At 61.6% G+C, this 18,109-nt stretch carries 12 protein-coding genes and 1 riboswitch; of the genes, 4 read left to right on the top strand and 8 right to left on the bottom strand.

Going from position 1 to position 18,109, the window contains the following annotated elements; translation table 11 throughout:
• Positions 1-75: 75 nt before the first annotated feature.
• From acs to scpA, 3 genes are all read left to right on the top strand, one after another.
• On the top strand, positions 76-2,040 hold the full coding sequence (gene acs, locus LJE93_17110; GenBank protein ID MCG6950636.1) for an acetate--CoA ligase: 1,965 nt from the start codon (positions 76-78) through the stop codon (positions 2,038-2,040).
• A gap of 129 nt (positions 2,041-2,169) precedes the next feature.
• Complete coding sequence (locus LJE93_17105) at positions 2,170-4,182, top strand: methylmalonyl-CoA mutase family protein (protein MCG6950635.1); 2,013 nt, start codon at positions 2,170-2,172, stop codon at positions 4,180-4,182.
• Positions 4,175-6,331, top strand: coding sequence for a methylmalonyl-CoA mutase (gene scpA, locus LJE93_17100; GenBank protein ID MCG6950634.1), 2,157 nt, complete (start codon positions 4,175-4,177; stop codon positions 6,329-6,331). The genes LJE93_17105 and scpA overlap by 8 nt, the downstream gene beginning before the upstream one ends.
• Before the next feature lie 66 nt (positions 6,332-6,397).
• On the opposite strand, the gene LJE93_17095 is transcribed toward scpA, so the two are convergent.
• Complete coding sequence (locus tag LJE93_17095; protein MCG6950633.1) at positions 6,398-7,666, bottom strand: LssY C-terminal domain-containing protein; 1,269 nt, start codon at positions 7,664-7,666, stop codon at positions 6,398-6,400.
• Between the two features lie 100 nt (positions 7,667-7,766).
• Here LJE93_17095 and meaB point away from each other — a divergent pair, with 100 nt between their 5' ends.
• Positions 7,767-8,747 (top strand): methylmalonyl Co-A mutase-associated GTPase MeaB, encoded by a 981-nt coding sequence (gene meaB, locus LJE93_17090; GenBank protein ID MCG6950632.1) that lies wholly within the window; start codon positions 7,767-7,769, stop codon positions 8,745-8,747.
• Positions 8,748-8,836: 89 nt separating this feature from the next.
• Here meaB and LJE93_17085 read toward each other — a convergent pair whose 3' ends face one another.
• From LJE93_17085 to LJE93_17055, 7 genes are all read right to left on the bottom strand, one after another.
• Entirely contained in the window at positions 8,837-10,357 is a 1,521-nt protein-coding gene (locus LJE93_17085) for a hypothetical protein (protein MCG6950631.1), read from the bottom strand.
• A gap of 26 nt (positions 10,358-10,383) precedes the next feature.
• Positions 10,384-11,379 (bottom strand): iron ABC transporter permease, encoded by a 996-nt coding sequence (locus tag LJE93_17080; protein ID MCG6950630.1) that lies wholly within the window; start codon positions 11,377-11,379, stop codon positions 10,384-10,386.
• Entirely contained in the window at positions 11,376-12,167 is a 792-nt protein-coding gene (locus tag LJE93_17075) for an ABC transporter ATP-binding protein (GenBank protein MCG6950629.1), read from the bottom strand. The genes LJE93_17080 and LJE93_17075 overlap by 4 nt, the downstream gene beginning before the upstream one ends.
• Positions 12,164-13,075, bottom strand: coding sequence for a helical backbone metal receptor (locus LJE93_17070; GenBank protein ID MCG6950628.1), 912 nt, complete (start codon positions 13,073-13,075; stop codon positions 12,164-12,166). The genes LJE93_17075 and LJE93_17070 overlap by 4 nt, the downstream gene beginning before the upstream one ends.
• Before the next feature lie 92 nt (positions 13,076-13,167).
• Positions 13,168-13,351: riboswitch (cobalamin riboswitch) on the bottom strand.
• Positions 13,352-13,530: 179 nt separating this feature from the next.
• The gene (locus tag LJE93_17065) at positions 13,531-14,109 is read right to left on the bottom strand and encodes a hypothetical protein (protein ID MCG6950627.1); all 579 of its coding nucleotides are present in this window, start codon (positions 14,107-14,109) and stop codon (positions 13,531-13,533) included.
• 205 nt (positions 14,110-14,314) lie between these two features.
• The gene (locus tag LJE93_17060; GenBank protein ID MCG6950626.1) at positions 14,315-15,994 is read right to left on the bottom strand and encodes an amidohydrolase; all 1,680 of its coding nucleotides are present in this window, start codon (positions 15,992-15,994) and stop codon (positions 14,315-14,317) included.
• Between the two features lie 74 nt (positions 15,995-16,068).
• Positions 16,069-18,109 (bottom strand): TonB-dependent receptor (locus LJE93_17055; GenBank protein ID MCG6950625.1); only part of this gene is annotated, 2,041 nt, incomplete at its 5' end.

The raw sequence follows: 18,109 nt of genomic DNA, 5'->3' as shown, positions 1-18,109 counted from the left end.
AGCGCGAACGCGTTCCGAATCTCACCGGGACTTTGCTAGAGTGTTTTGCGACACCGCATCAATGAGAGGTGCCCCATGGCCGAGGATTCGAGCAGGGTCATTCCACCAAAACCCGAAATCGCGAGAAACGCCCACATCGGATCGATGGAAGAGTACGAGAGGCTGTACCGGCTGTCACTCGACGACCCGGGGAGTTTCTGGGCGAAGCAGGCGGATCGCCTATCCTGGTTTCACCCCTGGAACCAGGTCTTCGACCACGATTACGAAAACGTGGACTTCGGCTGGTTCCTCGGCGGGCGGCTGAACGCCTGCTACAACTGCGTCGACCGCCACCTCCGCGAGAGAGGTGAGCAGGACGCCATTATCTGGGCCAAGGACGAGCCCGGAGAGTACGAACACATCACCTACCGCCAGCTCAAGCACGAGGTGAGCCGGGTCGCCAACGTGTTGCGTTACTACGGCGTCCGGCGAGGTGACCGCGTGTGCCTCTACATGCCGATGATTCCCGAACTCGCCTACACGATGCTGGCCTGCGCCCGCATCGGCGCCGTCCATTCGATCGTCTTCGGGGGATTCAGCGCAGAGGCAATCAGAGACCGCATCCTCGACGCAGGGGCGCGATTGGTGGTCACCGCGAACGAGGGACGTCGCGGCGGCCGCACGCTTCGCCTCAAGGAAACGGTGGATCGTGCCGTCGAGGGTCTCGACCTGGTCGAGACCGTGCTCGTTGCCCGCCGCACGGACACTGCGGTCGACATGAAGCCGGGACGTGATCACTGGCTCGACGAAGAATGCCGACGGCATCGCTCGACCTGCACCTACGAGTGGATGGGCGCTGAAGACCCGCTCTTCATTCTCTATACATCAGGCTCGACCGGCAAGCCGAAGGGCGTATTGCACACGACGGGCGGTTACATGGTCTACGCCGCCATGACACACGAGTTGGTGTTCGACTATCAACCCGGGGACATCTACTGTTGCGCGGCCGACATCGGCTGGATTACCGGCCACTCGTACATCATCTACGGCCCGCTCGCCAACGGCGCCACGACGGTGATGTTCGAATCAATTCCCACCTACCCGGACCCTGGGCGATACTGGCGCCTTGTTGAAGACCTCGGAATCAACATCTTTTATACGGCTCCAACCGCCCTTCGCGCGATAGTCTGCTCGGGCGACGAGTGGGTCACCAAGTACTCACGCGACAGCCTGCGAGTCCTCGGCACGGTGGGCGAACCGATCAACCCGGACACGTGGAACTGGTATCACGACGTCGTCGGCGAGGGCCGCTGTGCGGTCGTGGACACCTGGTGGCAGACCGAGACCGGAGGAATCCTCATCACTCCGCTACCGGGTGCGACACCTCTCAAGCCGGGTTCTGCCACCCTTCCCTTTTTCGGCGTCAAGCCAGTCATCGTAGATGACAACGGCGCGCTGAAAGCCAACATCGAGGCCGCTGGCAATCTCTGCCTCGAGCGGACATGGCCGGGCCAGGCGCGGACGGTGTGGGGCGATCATGAGCGATTCCGCGCAACCTATTTCACTCGCTATAGGGGCTACTACTTCACTGGAGACGGGTGTCGCCGCGACTCTGACGGCTACTACTGGATCACCGGTCGAGTCGACGACGTGATGAATGTAGCAGGCCACCGACTCGGGACCGCCGAGATCGAAAGCGCGCTGGTCGAGCACGAAGCCGTAGCGGAGGCCGCGGTGGTCGGTTTTCCCCATCCGATCAGGGGCCAAGGCATCTTCGCCTACGTGTTTCTCAACGACGACGTCCGGGATTCCAACCCGGAAGAGTTGACCGGCGTACTCAAGGAACAGGTGCGCCACGTAATCGGCCCGGTGGCGACGCCGGACGAGGTGCTGATGGTCGAAGCCCTTCCAAAGACCCGGTCGGGCAAGATCATGCGTCGGATTCTCCGCAACATCGCTGCAGGCGAGTACGAAGACATGGGTAATATCACGACTCTTGCCGATCCGTCTGTGGTGGAGGCGCTGATCAAGGCCCACAAAAAACTGATCGGGGGCAAATAGGGTCAGGAACTTCGACCTCGGCCGCATTGTTCATGAGGTCTCGTAGCGAGGGCAGCAAGGCGCCGTGCCGAGTCGGGTCCGCGACCAAGAGACCCGGCCGGGTTACATTACGATCGAAACGGAGGTCCAGTGGCGGCAGGCGATGGTTCGGAAGCGGTGTTCGACGATGAGTTGAGAATCAGTGAGCACTTCCGACGCCCGACGATCGAGGCGTGGGAGGGTCTCGCACGCAAATCATCAAACGGGCGTTCGCCGTCCTCCCTCGACGTCCGGACTCATGAAGGACTCGTCATCAAGCCTCTATATACCGCGGAGGACATCCCACCCAACCTCCAGGCGCTAAATTCCACGCGCCCCGGGAGGGCGGAGATCGCCTGTCCGATAGACGTCCGCGATCCCAGGGCGACGATCACGCAGATTGCCGAGGCGCGCGATTCCGGAGCTGACTCGCTCTGGCTGTTTGTCGATCGTCGAAGCAGCGGCTGGGGTCGCCTGACGGCAGGATCTTTTGCCCTTTTTCAAGAGGCCGCCGACGGTTTGCCGATCTACATTGACGGGCGCGGTGCGGCGTTGGCCCTATCCGCACTCTTCATCGCTTCGATGCGCCGTCTCGAAAATGGGCCGGATCATCTTTCCGGGGCGCTCGACGTCGATCCAGTCGCCGTCCTCGCCAACGACGGCACCGTGCCGAAGAGTCTCGACGGCTGTTTCGATCTCACTGCAGAGTGCATGAGGTGGTGTGAGGACAACACTCCCCAGTTGCGCACCGTCGCGGTGTCGACCCTCCCCCACGTCAAGGGAGGAGCGACCGCGGTGCAGGAGCTCGCCATCATGTTCTCCACCGCGGTTGCATATCTGCGAGAGTTGAATCACAGAGGACTGCCACCAGACCTCGTCTGCCGCCGTCTCCGGTTCGTCACCGCCATCGGCCGGGATCTCTTCATGGAAGTTGCAAAGCTCCGCGCCCTGCGAATCGCCTGGGCCCGCATCGCAGAAGCCTGCGGCGTGTCGGAGAACGCGGCCACCGTACCGATTCACGCGGTCACGTCGCCGCGCTGCCTCACGGCTCGAGACCCCTGGGTCAATATCCTTCGAGGAACAGCTTCGGCATTCTCCGCAATCGCTGGAGGGGTCGACGTCATTTCGGTTCTGCCATTCGATTCGGTGACCGGGAAACCCGACGAATTCGCATTTCGCCTGGCTGTCAACACGGGCACCATTCTGTGCCAGGAAAGCTCCGTTGATAGGGTCAGCGATCCCGCCGCGGGAAGCTATTTTATCGAGCGTCTCACGTGGGACCTCGCTCAGGCCGCTTGGAAGGAGTTTCAACGCATCGAGTCGATGGGTGGGATTGTCAGCCACCTGCGGTCAGGCGCACTCGCTCGTGAGTTGGCCGACTCTCTGACCTCGAAGAGACTGCACGTCGAGACTCGGCGGGATCGCATCACCGGCGTCAGCTCGTACCCTGATCTCGAGGAGGATTCTCTCGATCGGCGGCACGCAAAAAGAGACTCACGCGGTTCACAGGATGATCTGGAGACCGACGTGCATCGGGCGATCGGTGCCGACACCTGTTCATTCAGTTCAGCGATCGAGGCAGCACACGGCGGAATCACTGCTGCAGAGCTGGCCGAGATCCTCTGCGGCAACGAACAACCCGAGAGATTGACCGCGGCCACTACAGAACGCGAAGCGGTCCCCTTCGAAGCCCTGCGATTCGCATCAGACGAACATCTTCGTTCGACGGGGGCGAGGCCTCAAGTCTTTGTAGCCGTCCTGGGTTCATCTGCAGAAAACCGCGCGGCCGTCAACGCGGTGAAAAACCTGCTCGCGTCCGGAGGACTGATCGCGGTTCTCGGCATGAGTCTCGACGATCCGGAAATCCTCGGCACGGCTTTCCGGGCGAGCGGCAGCGGGGCAGCCATCATCTGCTCGGATGCCGAGCGGGCGGCCGAGATGGTCCCTATCCTGGCTCGAGACCTCAAAGCTCTCCGGGCACGCCAAGTGCTTGTCGCCGGCGACCCGGGACGGCTCGAGGGCGTCTGGAGGGAGGCGGGGGTCGACGGATTCATCGAAAAAAACGGAAACGCCGCCGTTCTGCTCCGAGAGCTTCTTCAAGCCGAGGGGGTGGATTGTGGCTGAGGAGCGAATTCCGGATTTCGCATCCGTCGGCCTCTCTCCAACGAACGATTTTGAGACAACCCCTCGGGCGCCTGTTGAGGAGACGTGGACGACCCCAGAGGGGATCGAGGTGGCCAGTGCATACTCGGCTGCCGACCTGGAGGAGGTCGACCATCTCGGCGGTCTTCCCGGCATTCCACCCTACGTGCGCGGGCCCTACCCCACGATGTATGCGGTGCGGCCGTGGACCATACGCCAATATGCCGGCTTCTCGACTGCGGAGGATTCGAACGCCTTCTACCGCCGCAATTTGGACGCCGGACAAAAGGGCCTCTCGATAGCCTTCGACCTCCCGACTCACCGCGGCTACGATTCGGACAACCCGAGAGTCCGCGGCGACGTCGGGATGGCCGGCGTTGCGGTGGATTCGATTCTCGACATGCGCGTGCTCTTTGACGGCATACCCCTCGGCAACGTGAGCGTTTCCATGACGATGAACGGCGCGGTCCTGCCGGTGATGGCCCTCTACATCGTCGCCGCAGAGGAGCAGGGAGTGAAACCGGAGCAGCTCGCGGGGACCATTCAGAACGACATCCTCAAGGAATTCATGGTCCGAAACACCTATATCTATCCGCCCCAGCCATCGATGCGGATCATCGCCGATATCTTCAGCTTCACCGCGAGGCACATGCCCCGATTCAACTCGATCTCAATTTCGGGTTACCACATGCAGGAAGCCGGAGCGACGGTCGATCTCGAGCTCGCCTACACCCTGGCCGACGGCATCGAGTACGTGCGAACGGGGATCGGAGCCGGCCTCGAGATAGACACCTTTGCACCTCGGATTTCGTTCTTCTGGGCGATCGGAATGAACCACTATATGGAGATCGCGAAGCTCCGTGCAGCGCGACTGCTGTGGGCCGAAATCATGCGTCGGTTCGGCGCACTCGATCCCCGCTCCTTCGCCCTGCGCACTCACTGTCAGACCTCGGGTTGGAGCCTCACCGCTCAGGATCCCCTCAACAACGTGGTTCGGACCTCGATCGAGGCCCTGGCCGCCGCCTTCGGTCACACCCAGTCACTACATACGAACTCGCTCGACGAGGCGCTCGCTCTGCCAACCGATTTCTCGGCCCGCATCGCGCGCAACACCCAGCTTCAGCTTCAGGAAGAGACGGCGATTTGTCGGGTGGCCGACCCCTGGGGCGGTTCGTATTTCATCGAGAAGCTGACACACGACCTCGCCCACCGCGCGTGGGAGCATATCCGCGAGGTGGAGAAGCTCGGAGGCATGGCCAAGGCGATCGCGGACGGCCTGCCGAAACGTCGCATCGAAGAGGCGGCGGCCCGTACCCAGGCCAGGATCGATTCCGGCCGCCAGGCCATCATCGGTCTCAACCGATACCGATCGGAGTCGGACAGCGAGATCGACGTCCTCAAGGTGGAAAATAGCGCCGTTTATACCTCACAGGTAGCGCGACTCGAAAAGCTTCGGGCCGAACGCGACCAAGGGATGGTGCAGGCAACCCTCGACGAAGTGACACTGGTTGCCGGATCCGGAGAGGGTAACCTTCTGGCCGCCGCAGTCGAGGCCGCGAGGGCCGGAGCCACGGTAGGAGAGATCTCGGACGCGCTCGAGCAGGTCTTCGGCCGTCACCAGGCAATGATTCAGACGATTGCAGGAGTGTACGCTCAGGAGGTCGGAGACAGCATGGAGAACGTCAATCGAGCCCGCGACATGACCGACGAGTTCGCCCAACGCAACGGCAGGAGGCCACGTATCCTGGTCGCCAAGGTCGGCCAGGATGGGCACGATCGCGGTCAGAAGGTCATCGCCACCGCTTTTGCCGACCTCGGGTTCGACGTCGATATCGGCCCGATGTTCGCGACCCCGCAGGAGGCAGCCCGCCAGGCGGTCGAGAATGATGTCCACGTGGTGGGCGTATCCTCTCTCGCCGCCGGACACCTGACCCTTGTACCCCTGCTGAAGGATGAGCTCACCAGGCTCGGACGTGACGATATCCTGATCGTCGTCGGGGGTGTGGTTCCACCCCAGGACCGAGATGCTCTGCGCGAGGCCGGAGCGTCTTTCATCTTCGGACCGGGCACGAATGTCCCGGAGGCTGCGGTGGAGCTGATTGAGGAACTCTCAAAGCGACTGACGAGCTGAAGCCCCGGGCTTCAGGCCGTCGTCGCCATCCCCAATGCAGAATTCCGAATACCAGATTCCGAATTCCTAATTTCCTTCGTCCTCCCCCCAGTCGAACCAGTCGATTTCGATGAGGCTAACAGGTTCCTTCGTCAGCAGCATGACAGCTCGATTCCCGTCGGTGAACCAAGGATCACCGGTGAGATTGCCGCGCGGCGCATCCCGGGACACGAACCCCACTCCGCCCGCTCTCGCAAACGCCTTGAGCGCCTGGGCGTGGATGAAATCCTGTATCAGTGTCGAGCGGGTCTCGTCGACGTTGGGATCGATGCGGTGTGTTGTAAGCGTTGAGCTCTTTGTGGTGAAGCGGCTGCCGATGTCGCGGCTGATCTGACCGATCATCACCGGCAATCCCTGAAACTTCACCGGCGCCAGCCACAGTCTCAGATGGTTCCGGTAGTGGATGTTGGAGCGGACCTTCTGCAGCGCCATGTCCTGTGACCTGCCGAAGACATAGAGATCACTGACAGGCGAGTAGCGATAGGCGCCACCGAAAAGGCCGAATGCACCCACCTTGGCCACCGTGGCCGCCGATATGGCCGCCGTCGGATCCCAACCGGAGCGGAGGAAGGCGGAAAAGACCGCCTCGCCATCACCGATAATGACCAGGTTCAGCGGGTCACCGGTTTTGCTCCCGTCAGCGTTGGTCACCGTGGCAGGCTGCTGCTCGATCCACCTGCGCAGATCCGACGGTTCCGCGAGCTCGACGATTTCCTGATCCGGGTAGAGCGATTGGTAGAGATTTCCCCACTCGAGCTTGTGAAAATCGGCGTTGAATCCCGGGATTTCGTGCACGAACTCGATCTGCACGTCGTCGTTCTCGGAGAAGACCTGGACCAACAACCACCGCAGTCCCCGGCTTCGGTTGGCGAAGACGAATCCCGACACCGTTTCACCAGCAGGAATCACCAGCGGTATCTGGTTTTCGTAGTAGAACCATCTCTTCTGCTGGTTGGCCTGTTTTGACCAGGTCCATGCCGTCTTCTGTGCCACTTCGAGAGGAGAGAAGTAGTCAGGGTCGATGCTGCGCGGCATGAACAACATCTCCTCCTCGGTACCGTTCGTGATTTCGAGCCATACCGGCTGGATCTTTTTCTTGTCAAGCTTGCAGTCGAATGCCGCTTTGGCTTCCTCCGGCGTGAGTACTACCGCCGACGCCGTGACGCCAGATTCGGTGCGGGTCTCGACCCTGTCCATGAATCCTACTTCATCCATCGGCGTCGGGCTGAAAGTGCGGCAGCCGACCACGGTGGCAAGAACCGAGATGATGGCGACGGATCTCCAGATACCGTTCATGCGGCGAATCCTCCCGGGCTTATGGCCCGAAGATACCACGCCTCCGGTCTCGTGGCACTGGAGGCACGTCCCACGTATGATCGTTACGAACGGCTGATTGATGAATTCAAGATCCAACCTCGACGAGCTCATTCACGGGATTCGGGAAGGTGACCGCTCAGCGCTCGGACGCGCGATAACGCTGGTCGAGTCGACCTCACCTGAGGACCGGCGGCTCGCGCAGAAGCTGCTGACCGAACTCCTGCCCGAAACCGGACAGGCACACCGTATCGGCATCTCCGGGGTGCCTGGCGTCGGGAAGAGTACGTTCATCGAAAAGCTCGGCCTGCGCCTCGTGGAGGATGGTCACAGGGTAGCGGTTTTAGCGGTCGATCCATCCTCGTCGATCTCGAAAGGGTCGATCCTCGGCGACAAGACACGGATGGCGAAGCTCGCCGCGTCTGACCACGCTTTCATCCGCCCCTCGCCAACCGGTGGATCGCTTGGGGGAGTGGCGGCAAAGACCCGCGAGGCCATCCTCGTTTGCGAGGCCGCAGGCTATGACGTGATTCTCGTCGAAACTGTGGGCGTCGGGCAGTCCGAAACTGCGGTCGCCGACATGGTCGACTTCTTTCTCGTGCTCAAGCTGGCGGGAGCCGGTGACGAGCTACAGGGCATCAAGCGCGGAATTCTCGAACTCGCCGATTTGATCGCCATCAACAAGGCCGATGGTGACAACCTCGCGGCCGCCGAGCTGGCGAGAGCCGAGTTCGAACGCGCGCTCGGGATACTCCGGACCGAGGACGACTGGAAACCACGTGTCGTCGCCTCGTCCGGACAAACGGGTTCCGGGCTCGACGAGATCTGGGCGATCATCCGCGAGCACCACGATCTGTTCTCGGCAAACGGAGAACTCAATCGAAGACGTCAGCGTCAGCTCCTAAATTGGATGTGGAGTCTGGTGGACGAGGGTCTGCGGGCCGCTGTGCGCGACCAACCCGAGGTCGCAGAGACTATCGCAGCTCTCGAAGATGATGTAATGAAAGGCAGGGCGACGGCAACATCAGCAGCAGAAACGATTCTCAACGCCTTTCGGAGTTGAGAGTTCAGAGTTGAGGACCGAGAATTCCACCCACCCTCCCTCACTCCTCGGGTGCGTGGGGAAACTCTCAACTTTCAACTCCGAATTCGTCACCAGGGCTGATACCGCAACCTGAGCAGGAAGATGTTCGCCGCACCCCGATTCTTCGGGCTGGCGCGAACGTAGTTGAGCTGAATCCGGGTCGTCGCATTGGGGTACCAGCTCAGGGCTGCGCTGATATCGGTCAGCTCGCCCCCGTCGACCAGACCGTCAGTCAGATCGATTCTCGACAGCCGTCCGACGACCTCCCAGGCCCCTCCATTCTTCTTCTTGAACGGGTTTCCCTTGGTGTATTTGACGGTCGGACGGCGCCGGTCAAAAATGCCGCTATTGGTACGGTACGGTCGGCTCTCGCCGGTCAAGAACCATCCGACCTTGATGTATGAGCCCATGAAGGTGGGATCTTCGACCAACTGTGCCGAAACCCGGCTTTGGATGTGTTCCGCCGTGATCCACAATGGGCCGCGAACGGCCGCAGCCTCGAGACCGATGAGTGTGACGTGGCTCGCATCGATGGCTCCGGTGTCGACCAGGTAATCGACAAACCTTGCCTCAGGTCGCGATCGGTATCGAATGTCGCCCCCTGTCGGCGACCTCGAACTCACCGACAGGCCGACATGGAAAAGCATTCGTCCCTGATCGCTGTATTTGAGCAGATAAGTCGTGCGCCCGGTCAGTGACAGGAGAGACGTGCTGGCGTTTTTGTCGTTGCTCTGACCGACCGAAAAGACTCCGACCGCCCATGTAAAGCGTTCCTTCGATCCCGAGTCGTGGATCATCGCACCGATGTTGGAGCCGGGCGCCATTGTCTGCACCGGCAGCGATCGTTCCATCAGCCCGAGGTTGTACGCGCCGGTCTGCCGCTCAAGGCTAAAGGGTTCACGCATCCAGCCAACGCGAAGCTTCCCGAGATGGTGACCCCATACCTCCAAGCCACCCCTCGCACCCTCGATCCACGCATCGCCAATCCCCCAGTCGGCACCAAAATCGAACGCCACGGTGAAGTTGAATTCGCGGATTCGTCCGGCGGCAAAGATCTCGAATCGGCGCACGCTGATATCCGACTCGACGGGGGCAAAGAATTCTTCGTATTTGCCGTCATTCACACCGGCCGTAGCATCGAACTGAGCCTTGCCGCCGATCCTGAACTTGACCTTCCCGTCAAACAAACTGTATCGGGAAATTCCACGCACGCCGCTGACAAAGTTTCCCCATTTCGTCTGCATCGGTTCCGCTTCGATCTCTTCGAGATCGAAGGGTTGATAATCGGTGAACGCGACCTCGCCCGGGTTGGTCTCCTCTTCTCCCTTTGGAGTTTCGTCGGCAGTTTCGGCGGGCTGTGGCTCGTCTCCGGGTTTTCCCGACGCCCTGTCGGCCAAGCCTGGATCCGTAGGTGGCTCAGGAGTTGGCGTGGGTGCCGGCGTTTCCTGAGTCGGTTCGGGCGACGGAGTGAGAGTGGACGTCGGAATCGGAAACGGTAATCGTGGCGCATCCCGACCTTCGGTGGTAGTCCCAACGCCAATCATCGCTACAAACAGCAGTCCGATCGTGCCAAGCCGCCATTTCCTCATTTCGATATCGTACCCCAGGATGCTGGCTATCGAGAGATTGGAGCGCTCGCCTGGCGAATCAACAGCCACAGGAAGAACGGCGCACCGAGGAAAGCCGTGATCACGCCCACTGGAAGCTCGGCTGGAAAGAGCACGAGCCGTGCAGCTGTGTCGCAGAGCAAGAGGAACGCACCTCCGAAGAGAAGCGACGCCGGCAGCAACGTCCGGTGGTTGGGACCGACCAGTAGACGGCAGATGTGGGGCGCCATCATGCCGACGAAACCGACCGGGCCGCAGGCGGCAACGACTCCACCGATCATCACCGAGGTGGCGAGAAAGAGGAGCGTTCTCGTCGGCGCCACCGCGACGCCGCGAGCTGCCGCAATCTCCGCGCCTGTGGCCAGCAGATCGAGCTCGCGGGAGCGCCACATCACAACGATCGCGCCGACCGCGACGACGGGAGTCATGTGCAGGACCGTGTTCAGGTCTACGCCTCCCAGCCCACCCATCAGCCAGCGCACGATGCGATAGGAATCGCCCAACGACGCGGTGTACTGGGCGAAGAGAATCAAGCTCGAGAAGAAGAAGTTCATGGCTACGCCTGCAAGGAGCAGGGTTGTCGACGAAAACTCGGGCCGCAGGCGCGTCAGCAGCCACAGTGCGCCAACCGCAACCAGCGCGCCGGCGAAGGCCGCAATCGAATTTGTGGCGAGGCCGAGCACAGCCAGGGAAAGTCCGAGTCGGCTCGCGAGCGCGACACCGAGTGACGCCCCGCTGGCTACGCCAAGGATGTAGGGCGTGGCGAGGGGATTGCGGAAGACGGCCTGAAATACTGCGCCCCCCAGCGCCAGTCCAGCACCACCAATGAATGCGGCCAACGCTCTCGGCACTCGGATCTGCCAGAAGATGATGGCCACGGGGTCGCTGCCACCGAATTGAGAGAGCACCGAAACCGGAAGCACCTGCCGGCCGACGAGGGGCATGATCGCAAGAGTCAGAAACGCAAACCCTGCGAGCAACCCAAGACGCAGCGATGTCTTCACGACCCGTTCCTTGCCGGCAACACCAGCGGGAGTCCCCGGTGCCCTCCCTCGACCAGATGGAACTCGACGTCGTAGATCGTCGCGAGGATTTCGGCGTCCAAAAGCTCGTGCGGCGTGCCGTGCGCCGCCACCCTGCCTTTCTTGAGTGCGAGCACCGAATCTGACGAGGAGACCGTGCTGTTCAGGTCGTGGGTGACCGCGACGATCGTCAGGCCGCCCTCGAGGTGCAGCCGGTCGAGCAGGTCGAGAATATGCACCTGGTGGCGATAGTCGAGGAAGCTCGTCGGTTCGTCCAGCAACAGTATCGATCCGCCCTGAGCCAGAGCCGCGGCAATCGAGGCCCGTTGGCGCTCACCGCCGGAGAGCGACGACAACGAGCGGTCGGCGAGATGCTCGACCCCGGTCAGTTCCATCGCCTGAGAGACCGCCGAGACATCCTCTTCGGTGAGCGCCGACCAGGCACCGAGATACGGGTAGCGTCCCATCTCGACGAAGGATCGAACCGTGTAGTCGACCGCCCCGGCATCCGGTTGCGGCACATAGCTCACCGTTCGCGCGAGGGCACGTCGCTCCAGATCCTCGATCGAACGACCTTCGATGAAGACACCGCCCCTCGATGGTTCGAGGATTCCGTCGAGACACCGCAGCAACGTCGACTTGCCGGCGCCGTTGGGACCAACCACGGTGACGAACTCCCCGCCCCTTACCGACATCGAAACGCCGTGCAGTATCTCTTCTTTCCCGAGATGGACCGAGAGATCCTCGACGCGGATCTTCGGCTCACTCATTCGGCGCTCCAGTCGAGCCCGGGATGCAGCGATCGCGCGAAAACTTCGACCATTTCCGGCAGTCTCGGCCCAGGCACGACCATCAAGTCCCCCGCGAGCACTCTCACCCGGTTTTCGCGGACCGCACGCAGCTCCGTCAGCCGTTCCCATTCCTCGCGAATACGTTCGACGTCGAGGTCCCGTTCTTCGATTCCGGCGACGAGGTCGAGCACGACGTCCGGGTCGAGCGATGCGAGCCCTTCCCTCGACATTTCTGGATACCGCGCGAGGCCCCCCTCGACCGCGTTCACGCCTCCGGCAATTTGCAGGACGCCGTCGTAAAAGGTGTCGGGACCCGCGGTCCAGACGCTTCTCACCGAGCCCCCTCCGACCTGGTGCCCGATCACGACCACCGCCCGCGGGCGCGGAGATTCGCCAACAATCGAGCGAATCCGCTCCAACCCGCCCCTGAGTTCGGCGGTGAGCGCCTCGCCCCGTTCGGAAACACCGCAGGCGTCTGCGATTGTCGAAATCGATTCGAGGACCGCCTCGACGTCGTGCTGGTCGACCTCGAGAACACGAATTCCCAACGACTCGAGGCGCTGCCTGATTTCGCGACTCGAGGGGATCGCAACCACGAGATCGGGAGAAAGCGCCACGATGGCCTCGAAATTCGGATCCAGGTGTCCGCCGACCTTCGGCAGATTCACAGCTGCCGACGGATGAGCGCAGTACCGCGTGACGCCCACCAAGCGGTTGCCCAGCCCGAGAGCGAAAAGCGTTTCGGTGAGACTCGGTGCCAGCGAAATGATCCTGCGCGGCTCCACACCGCTCTCTTCTCTGGGCGCCTGGCGATCGATGCTGCCACCGCATCCGCCAGTCACGATCCAGCCTGCGATTATTATCGCGAACAATCGTCCTCGAGCCATTTTCCTCCAAAAAATAATCCCGGGCCCTGAGGGCCCGGGATACCGTTTTTCACCCGGGTGCTGCCACCACGACTCGAACTCCAACCCACGAGAGTCTCACCGCACGTCGCGGATCGGGTCTTCTGGCTCCCGGATCTTCCTACCTGCCGGACCTTCCCATGATCCTGCGATCACAGTGGTATCCCCGGCTATCGTCCCCGGTCACAGCGGCGGGACCGCGACGGAATCACACCGTCTTCCCCACACTCGCGACGTGCCGAGTTTAGCCCGCATTATTCACGAAGTCACTACTACGGGCGACGATCCATCGATTTTGAATTTTGCATATTGATTTTTCGCCATTGAGTTTTGAGTTCCTGCCCAACCTCCCGTTCTCAGGGAGCGCGGGCGGACATTCCTCATTCCTCATTCCTCATTCCGAATTCCTAATTCCTAATTCCTAATTCCTAATTCTCTCAGCGTATCCACCGTGCGGGGATCCAGACGATCCGGCTCTGCCACGGCCCTTCGAGAATTCGAATACGCGCTGTGCGACCGCCGTCTGCAAACTCGAGCACGCGCACGTTGGTTCCGGCCGGCAGTTCGAGATATTTGTTCTGGTCCATCAAGGCAGAAACGTTGATCTGGACGGAACCCTGCCCAATCGTTTGCAAAGCCGCCACCGCCTCGTGATCGAGGGCAGTCAGAACCGGGCGTCCCGTTCCTGCGTCGACGGTCGCATTTTCGCCGGCCGAACGCTCCTCTCGAAACACGGATGATGCGGGGCCATCACCCTGATCCTGTCCGAGGAACCAGATGAGTGCCACGATCGGCACGACGACAAAGATCACCCAGATCGGGAACTTCTTTTCCCGAGAATTCTCGACCTCTTCCTCGATTTCGGGGAGGATCGGCCCGTCGCCAACCGCGCCTTCAGGCAACGTCGCTTCGAACTCGGTCCGGCACGAGGTGCATTTGAGGGTTCGCCCGAGGTAGCGCTCGTGGACTTGCATATGGGTGCCGCAATTCGCGCAGGTATGGATATAACCGGGCATGACAACCCCCATACAAGGTTATCAAAGGGAACCGAGGTAGATGTACGGAGGATTGTGAATGGGGATACCGGGATGCTACCCACCACTACGCGACATATTTCGAATTTCGGATTTCGAATTTCGGATTTCCCGCCCCACACCCCCCCGGGGTAAATTGCGCAGCCGGCAGGGATGCGGGGCATCCCGGATTCCGAATCCCCAATTCCTAATTCGCGCGGTACTGCACTTCCCCACCTACGATGGTGTAAAGAACCCGCGTGTCGAGGATCTCCTCGGCTGGAATCTCGAGGATATCTCTCGAAAAAACGGTGATATCGGCCAGTTTCCCGGGCTCGAGCGAGCCCTTGATATCCTCCTCGAAGGCCGCGTAGGCAGCGTCCAGAGTGTAGGATCGCAACGCCTCCATTCTGGTCATGACCTGGCCAGGGTAGAAGGCGGAACCATCCGGCAGCCGGCGCGTGATCGACGCGTAGTAGGAGGGCAGCGGATCTACGTCTTCCACCGGTGCATCCGTGCCGTTGGCGATCACCGCTCCGGAATCGAGCAAATCGCGCCACATGTAAGCGCCTTCGCGGGCGCGATCCTCACCGAGTCTGACCGGAACCCACGGACCATCCGAGGTGCAATGCACCCCCTGCATGGCCGCGATGACGCCGAGCTCGGCGAAACGTGGAAGATCGGCCGGATCAAGATGCTGAGCGTGCTCCACCCTCCATCTGAGATCGCGGCCATCCGGTCTGGACCGGATCGTCTCTTCGTAGACATCGAGCGTTTCACGGTTGGCTCGATCACCGATGGCGTGGGAGCACAACTGCAGCCCGTTCTCCGCTGCGAGTCGTGCGGTTTCGCGAAGGTCTTCCGGCGCGTAGGTGTTGAGACCCGTGCTCTCGGGAAGATCGGTGTAGGGTTCGAGCAACCAGGCTCCGTGCGATCCGAGCGCACCGTCCACCAGCCGTTTGATGCCGCCAACCGTGAGGTGGGCGTCGCCGACGCGATACACTCCGTAGCCATCCAGGTTTTCGGCAAGCGATTCGTTGTTTTCGGAGAGCATTACCCACAGCCGGATACCGAGATCGCCCGATTCCGCAAGGGATTTCAGGACCTCCACATTGCGAAAGCCCGTGCCAGCGTCGTGAAAGGACGTCAGGCCTTTCGACAGACACTCGGCATCCGCGAGCTCCGCCATGCGGCGCACGGTGGCTTCATCCCACTCGCTGTCGAAGTAGTCGGCGACCAGATTCGCGGCGGTTTCGCGAAGGACCCCTATGGCCCTTCCTCGAGCATCTCGTACGATCTCCCCACCGGGGGGATCCGGAGTCCGATCATCGATGCCGGCCAGCTCGAGCGCGACGGCATTGACCATCGACGCGTGGCCGCTGACGTGGGTCAGCATCACCGGGTTGTCGGGCGACACTGCGCTGAGATCGTCATGGTAGGGCAGCCCTGACACGCTCTTCTCGGGAGGCTTCTTCCACTTCTCCTGGTGCCAGCCACGACCAAAGATCCACTGGCCCGGCTCGGCCTCGGCGACCGCCGCTTCCACCATGGCGACGATCTCGTCGAACCCCCCCACCCCGTTCAGGTTGAGCTGCATCCTGGCCCGCCCGATGCTGAGGAAATGAGCGTGAGCATCAATCAAACCCGGAACAGCAACTGCGCCGCCAAGATCAATGACTTCGGTGTCCGGTCCGATGAATCGATCGATCTCCTTCTCAGATCCGACAGCCACCAGCTCATGATCACGAGCGGCGAGAGCAGTGGCTTCAGGGTTGCTGTCATCCATGGTCACGATTCGCCCGCCCATCAGGACCAGATCCGCGGGATCCTCAGCGGGCGAGCAGGCAAGCACGGATACGACGGCACAGAGAAGAAAGAAACGCTTCATGGCAACCTCCAGCGACAGGGTACACCCGAACATATTTTGGATTTCGGACTTCGGGATTGGGATTCGAGCGAATGTCAGAGCCTACCGCGAAGAATGAGCTGTACCGACCTACCGGGGGCGAGCACCGCATCCTCGTCCGAGGAAACGAAGTACGAATGGTCGAGGAGGTTTCTCCCCAACAAGGAGATCTCGAGCCAATTCGCGAGAGCGTAGCCCGCTCCGGCGTCGAGCACACCATAACCCGGGATCTCTCTCTCCGTCGGCCCCGGCCGATCGTCGCGCGCGTAGGCCGCACCCCGAACCATCCACCACCAACGCGAATCCGGGCTGCCACGAAGGACTGCAAAGACACCCGGAGGGGGCACGCCGTCAGTCGGCGAGCCGTCCTCGGCTATCTCGCCCTTTAACACCTGTGCGCCGAACTGTATCTCGATTGAGTTCCCGACGACCAGGCCTGCCTCGACTTCGACTCCTGTGATCTCTGCCTCGCCCCGATTGCGGAAAAAATAGTCTTCGTCGAGCCGGTAGCGCTCGATCAGATCTGAAATGTCGTAACGATAGAGGTACAGCCCGACAGCCATGGTGTCCGGGCTGTACGTCAACGCGATATCCAGTTGGAGACTGGTTTCAGGTTCGAGTTCCGGGTTTCCGGTGATGAAGCCGCGCCCGGACTCCCCCCGGTAGTAGCGATCCGACAGCAGGGGATCGCGAAAACCCCTCGCCACCTGTGCGGTGAGCTCAAGGTCAGAGACCAGCTCGACGCCTGCGGCGGCGAAGCCGGAAAGAGCTGAGTTGAAGGTGCTCCGGTCGCCGAAGTACCCGCCTCTGTTGGCGCTCCAAACTCCGTCGCCGCGCAGGCCGATGTCCAGCTGCCACCGCCCGACAGCGCGACCGATTGCAATAAAGAGCCCGAAATCGTTGCCGTGTGCATCCTCGATGCTGTTCGTGCGGTCGTTTTTGATCGGGGTGCCGCCATCCCCGTAGGTCGTGTACTCATTGGTTGCCTCGAGATTGTAACGCCCACTGAGGTCAGCCCCCAGCACCATTCGCCAATCGCCGAGGAGACGCTCCGCGTCCGCCCGGATCGAATAGTCGTTGGCATCGACCTTCGATGAAGCCACGTCGCGCGGCGTCGACTCGGTCGCGAAGCGGTCTTTGGCGAGGGTCAGCGAGTAGTCGTCCCACGAGAAGTTGAGGCTGAAGCGATTCCAGTCGCCTGGGCCTGGCCGTTCGAAACCGAGGCTGAGGCGGTTGGAGGCCTCTTCGGGGTAGTAGACCCTTCGGACATTCGACTCGGGTGTTGGCTTGCCGACGTCACGCGCCAGATCGGTCCGCCACCCGATGTGGAAGATCCCGCCCGAAACGGCCGCCTGCCAACCGGTTCTGAAACCGTGCATCTCCGAGCCCGAGTTGAAAACCGTACCCTCAGGGCTCTGGTAATCGTCGTAATGACGATAGTGGGCGCCGAGCATCAGGCCACCGCCAAACAGGGAGGTCGTCGCCTCCGCTGCCGCACCCACCTCCTCGAGGCCCATGCCACCGAATATGCTGTAGCGGAGTTTTCTCGTCCCCTGCGGGTCGGGCATGCGCGTGCGGGCACGGATGATCCCACCGAATGCGTCCGATCCGTATGCGACCGATCCTGGTCCGCGCACGACCTCCACCTCTTCGATCGTCTCCGGATCGAGATAGGTGGCCGACGCGCCCGCCCGACGTTCCGAGCTGACCCGACCGTCGTCGAGCAGGAGCAACGTCCGATGCTGGGCCAATCCACGAATACTCGGCACGGCCGCGTGGCCATTGCCGCTCGCCCCAGCCCCTGGGAGATTTTCCAATACCTGAAAAAGCTGCGCCGGGAGACGCTGTCCGAGATCACCACGGCCCATGACGGTTGAAGCAACCGCCGGCGGCAGTTCGAGATCCGGCACGACGCCACTGACAACCGTTACCGTTTCCCCCGCCGGGAAGACTTCGATCATCAGCGGTCCGTCGTTCGGCAGCGCCTCTATGGTGACCGGCTTCAGGGCCACCCCGTCAGGGCGCGCGATGAAGAGCACGAATGGCAGCTCCGGCACCGGATCGAGCTCGAATCGACCGTCGCCGTCGGCCACCAAC

Source organism: Acidobacteriota bacterium (assembly GCA_022340665.1).
Classification (GTDB): domain Bacteria; phylum Acidobacteriota; class Thermoanaerobaculia; order Thermoanaerobaculales; family Sulfomarinibacteraceae; genus Sulfomarinibacter.
Note: the sequence above shows the minus strand (reverse complement) of the source record. Positions and strands in the feature narration are given on the sequence as shown.

What these genes read in the sequence shown, in the direction of transcription:
- acs (MCG6950636.1), top strand. Translation starts at nt 76, where the DNA reads ATGGCCGAGGATTCGAGCAGGGTCATTCCACCAAAACCCGAAATCGCG.
- LJE93_17095 (MCG6950633.1), bottom strand. Translation starts at nt 7,666, where the DNA reads ATGAACGGTATCTGGAGATCCGTCGCCATCATCTCGGTTCTTGCCACC.
- meaB (MCG6950632.1), top strand. Translation starts at nt 7,767, where the DNA reads ATGAATTCAAGATCCAACCTCGACGAGCTCATTCACGGGATTCGGGAA.
- LJE93_17085 (MCG6950631.1), bottom strand. Translation starts at nt 10,357, where the DNA reads ATGAGGAAATGGCGGCTTGGCACGATCGGACTGCTGTTTGTAGCGATG.
- LJE93_17075 (MCG6950629.1), bottom strand. Translation starts at nt 12,167, where the DNA reads ATGAGTGAGCCGAAGATCCGCGTCGAGGATCTCTCGGTCCATCTCGGG.
- LJE93_17070 (MCG6950628.1), bottom strand. Translation starts at nt 13,075, where the DNA reads ATGGCTCGAGGACGATTGTTCGCGATAATAATCGCAGGCTGGATCGTG.
- LJE93_17065 (MCG6950627.1), bottom strand. Translation starts at nt 14,109, where the DNA reads ATGCCCGGTTATATCCATACCTGCGCGAATTGCGGCACCCATATGCAA.
- LJE93_17060 (MCG6950626.1), bottom strand. Translation starts at nt 15,994, where the DNA reads ATGAAGCGTTTCTTTCTTCTCTGTGCCGTCGTATCCGTGCTTGCCTGC.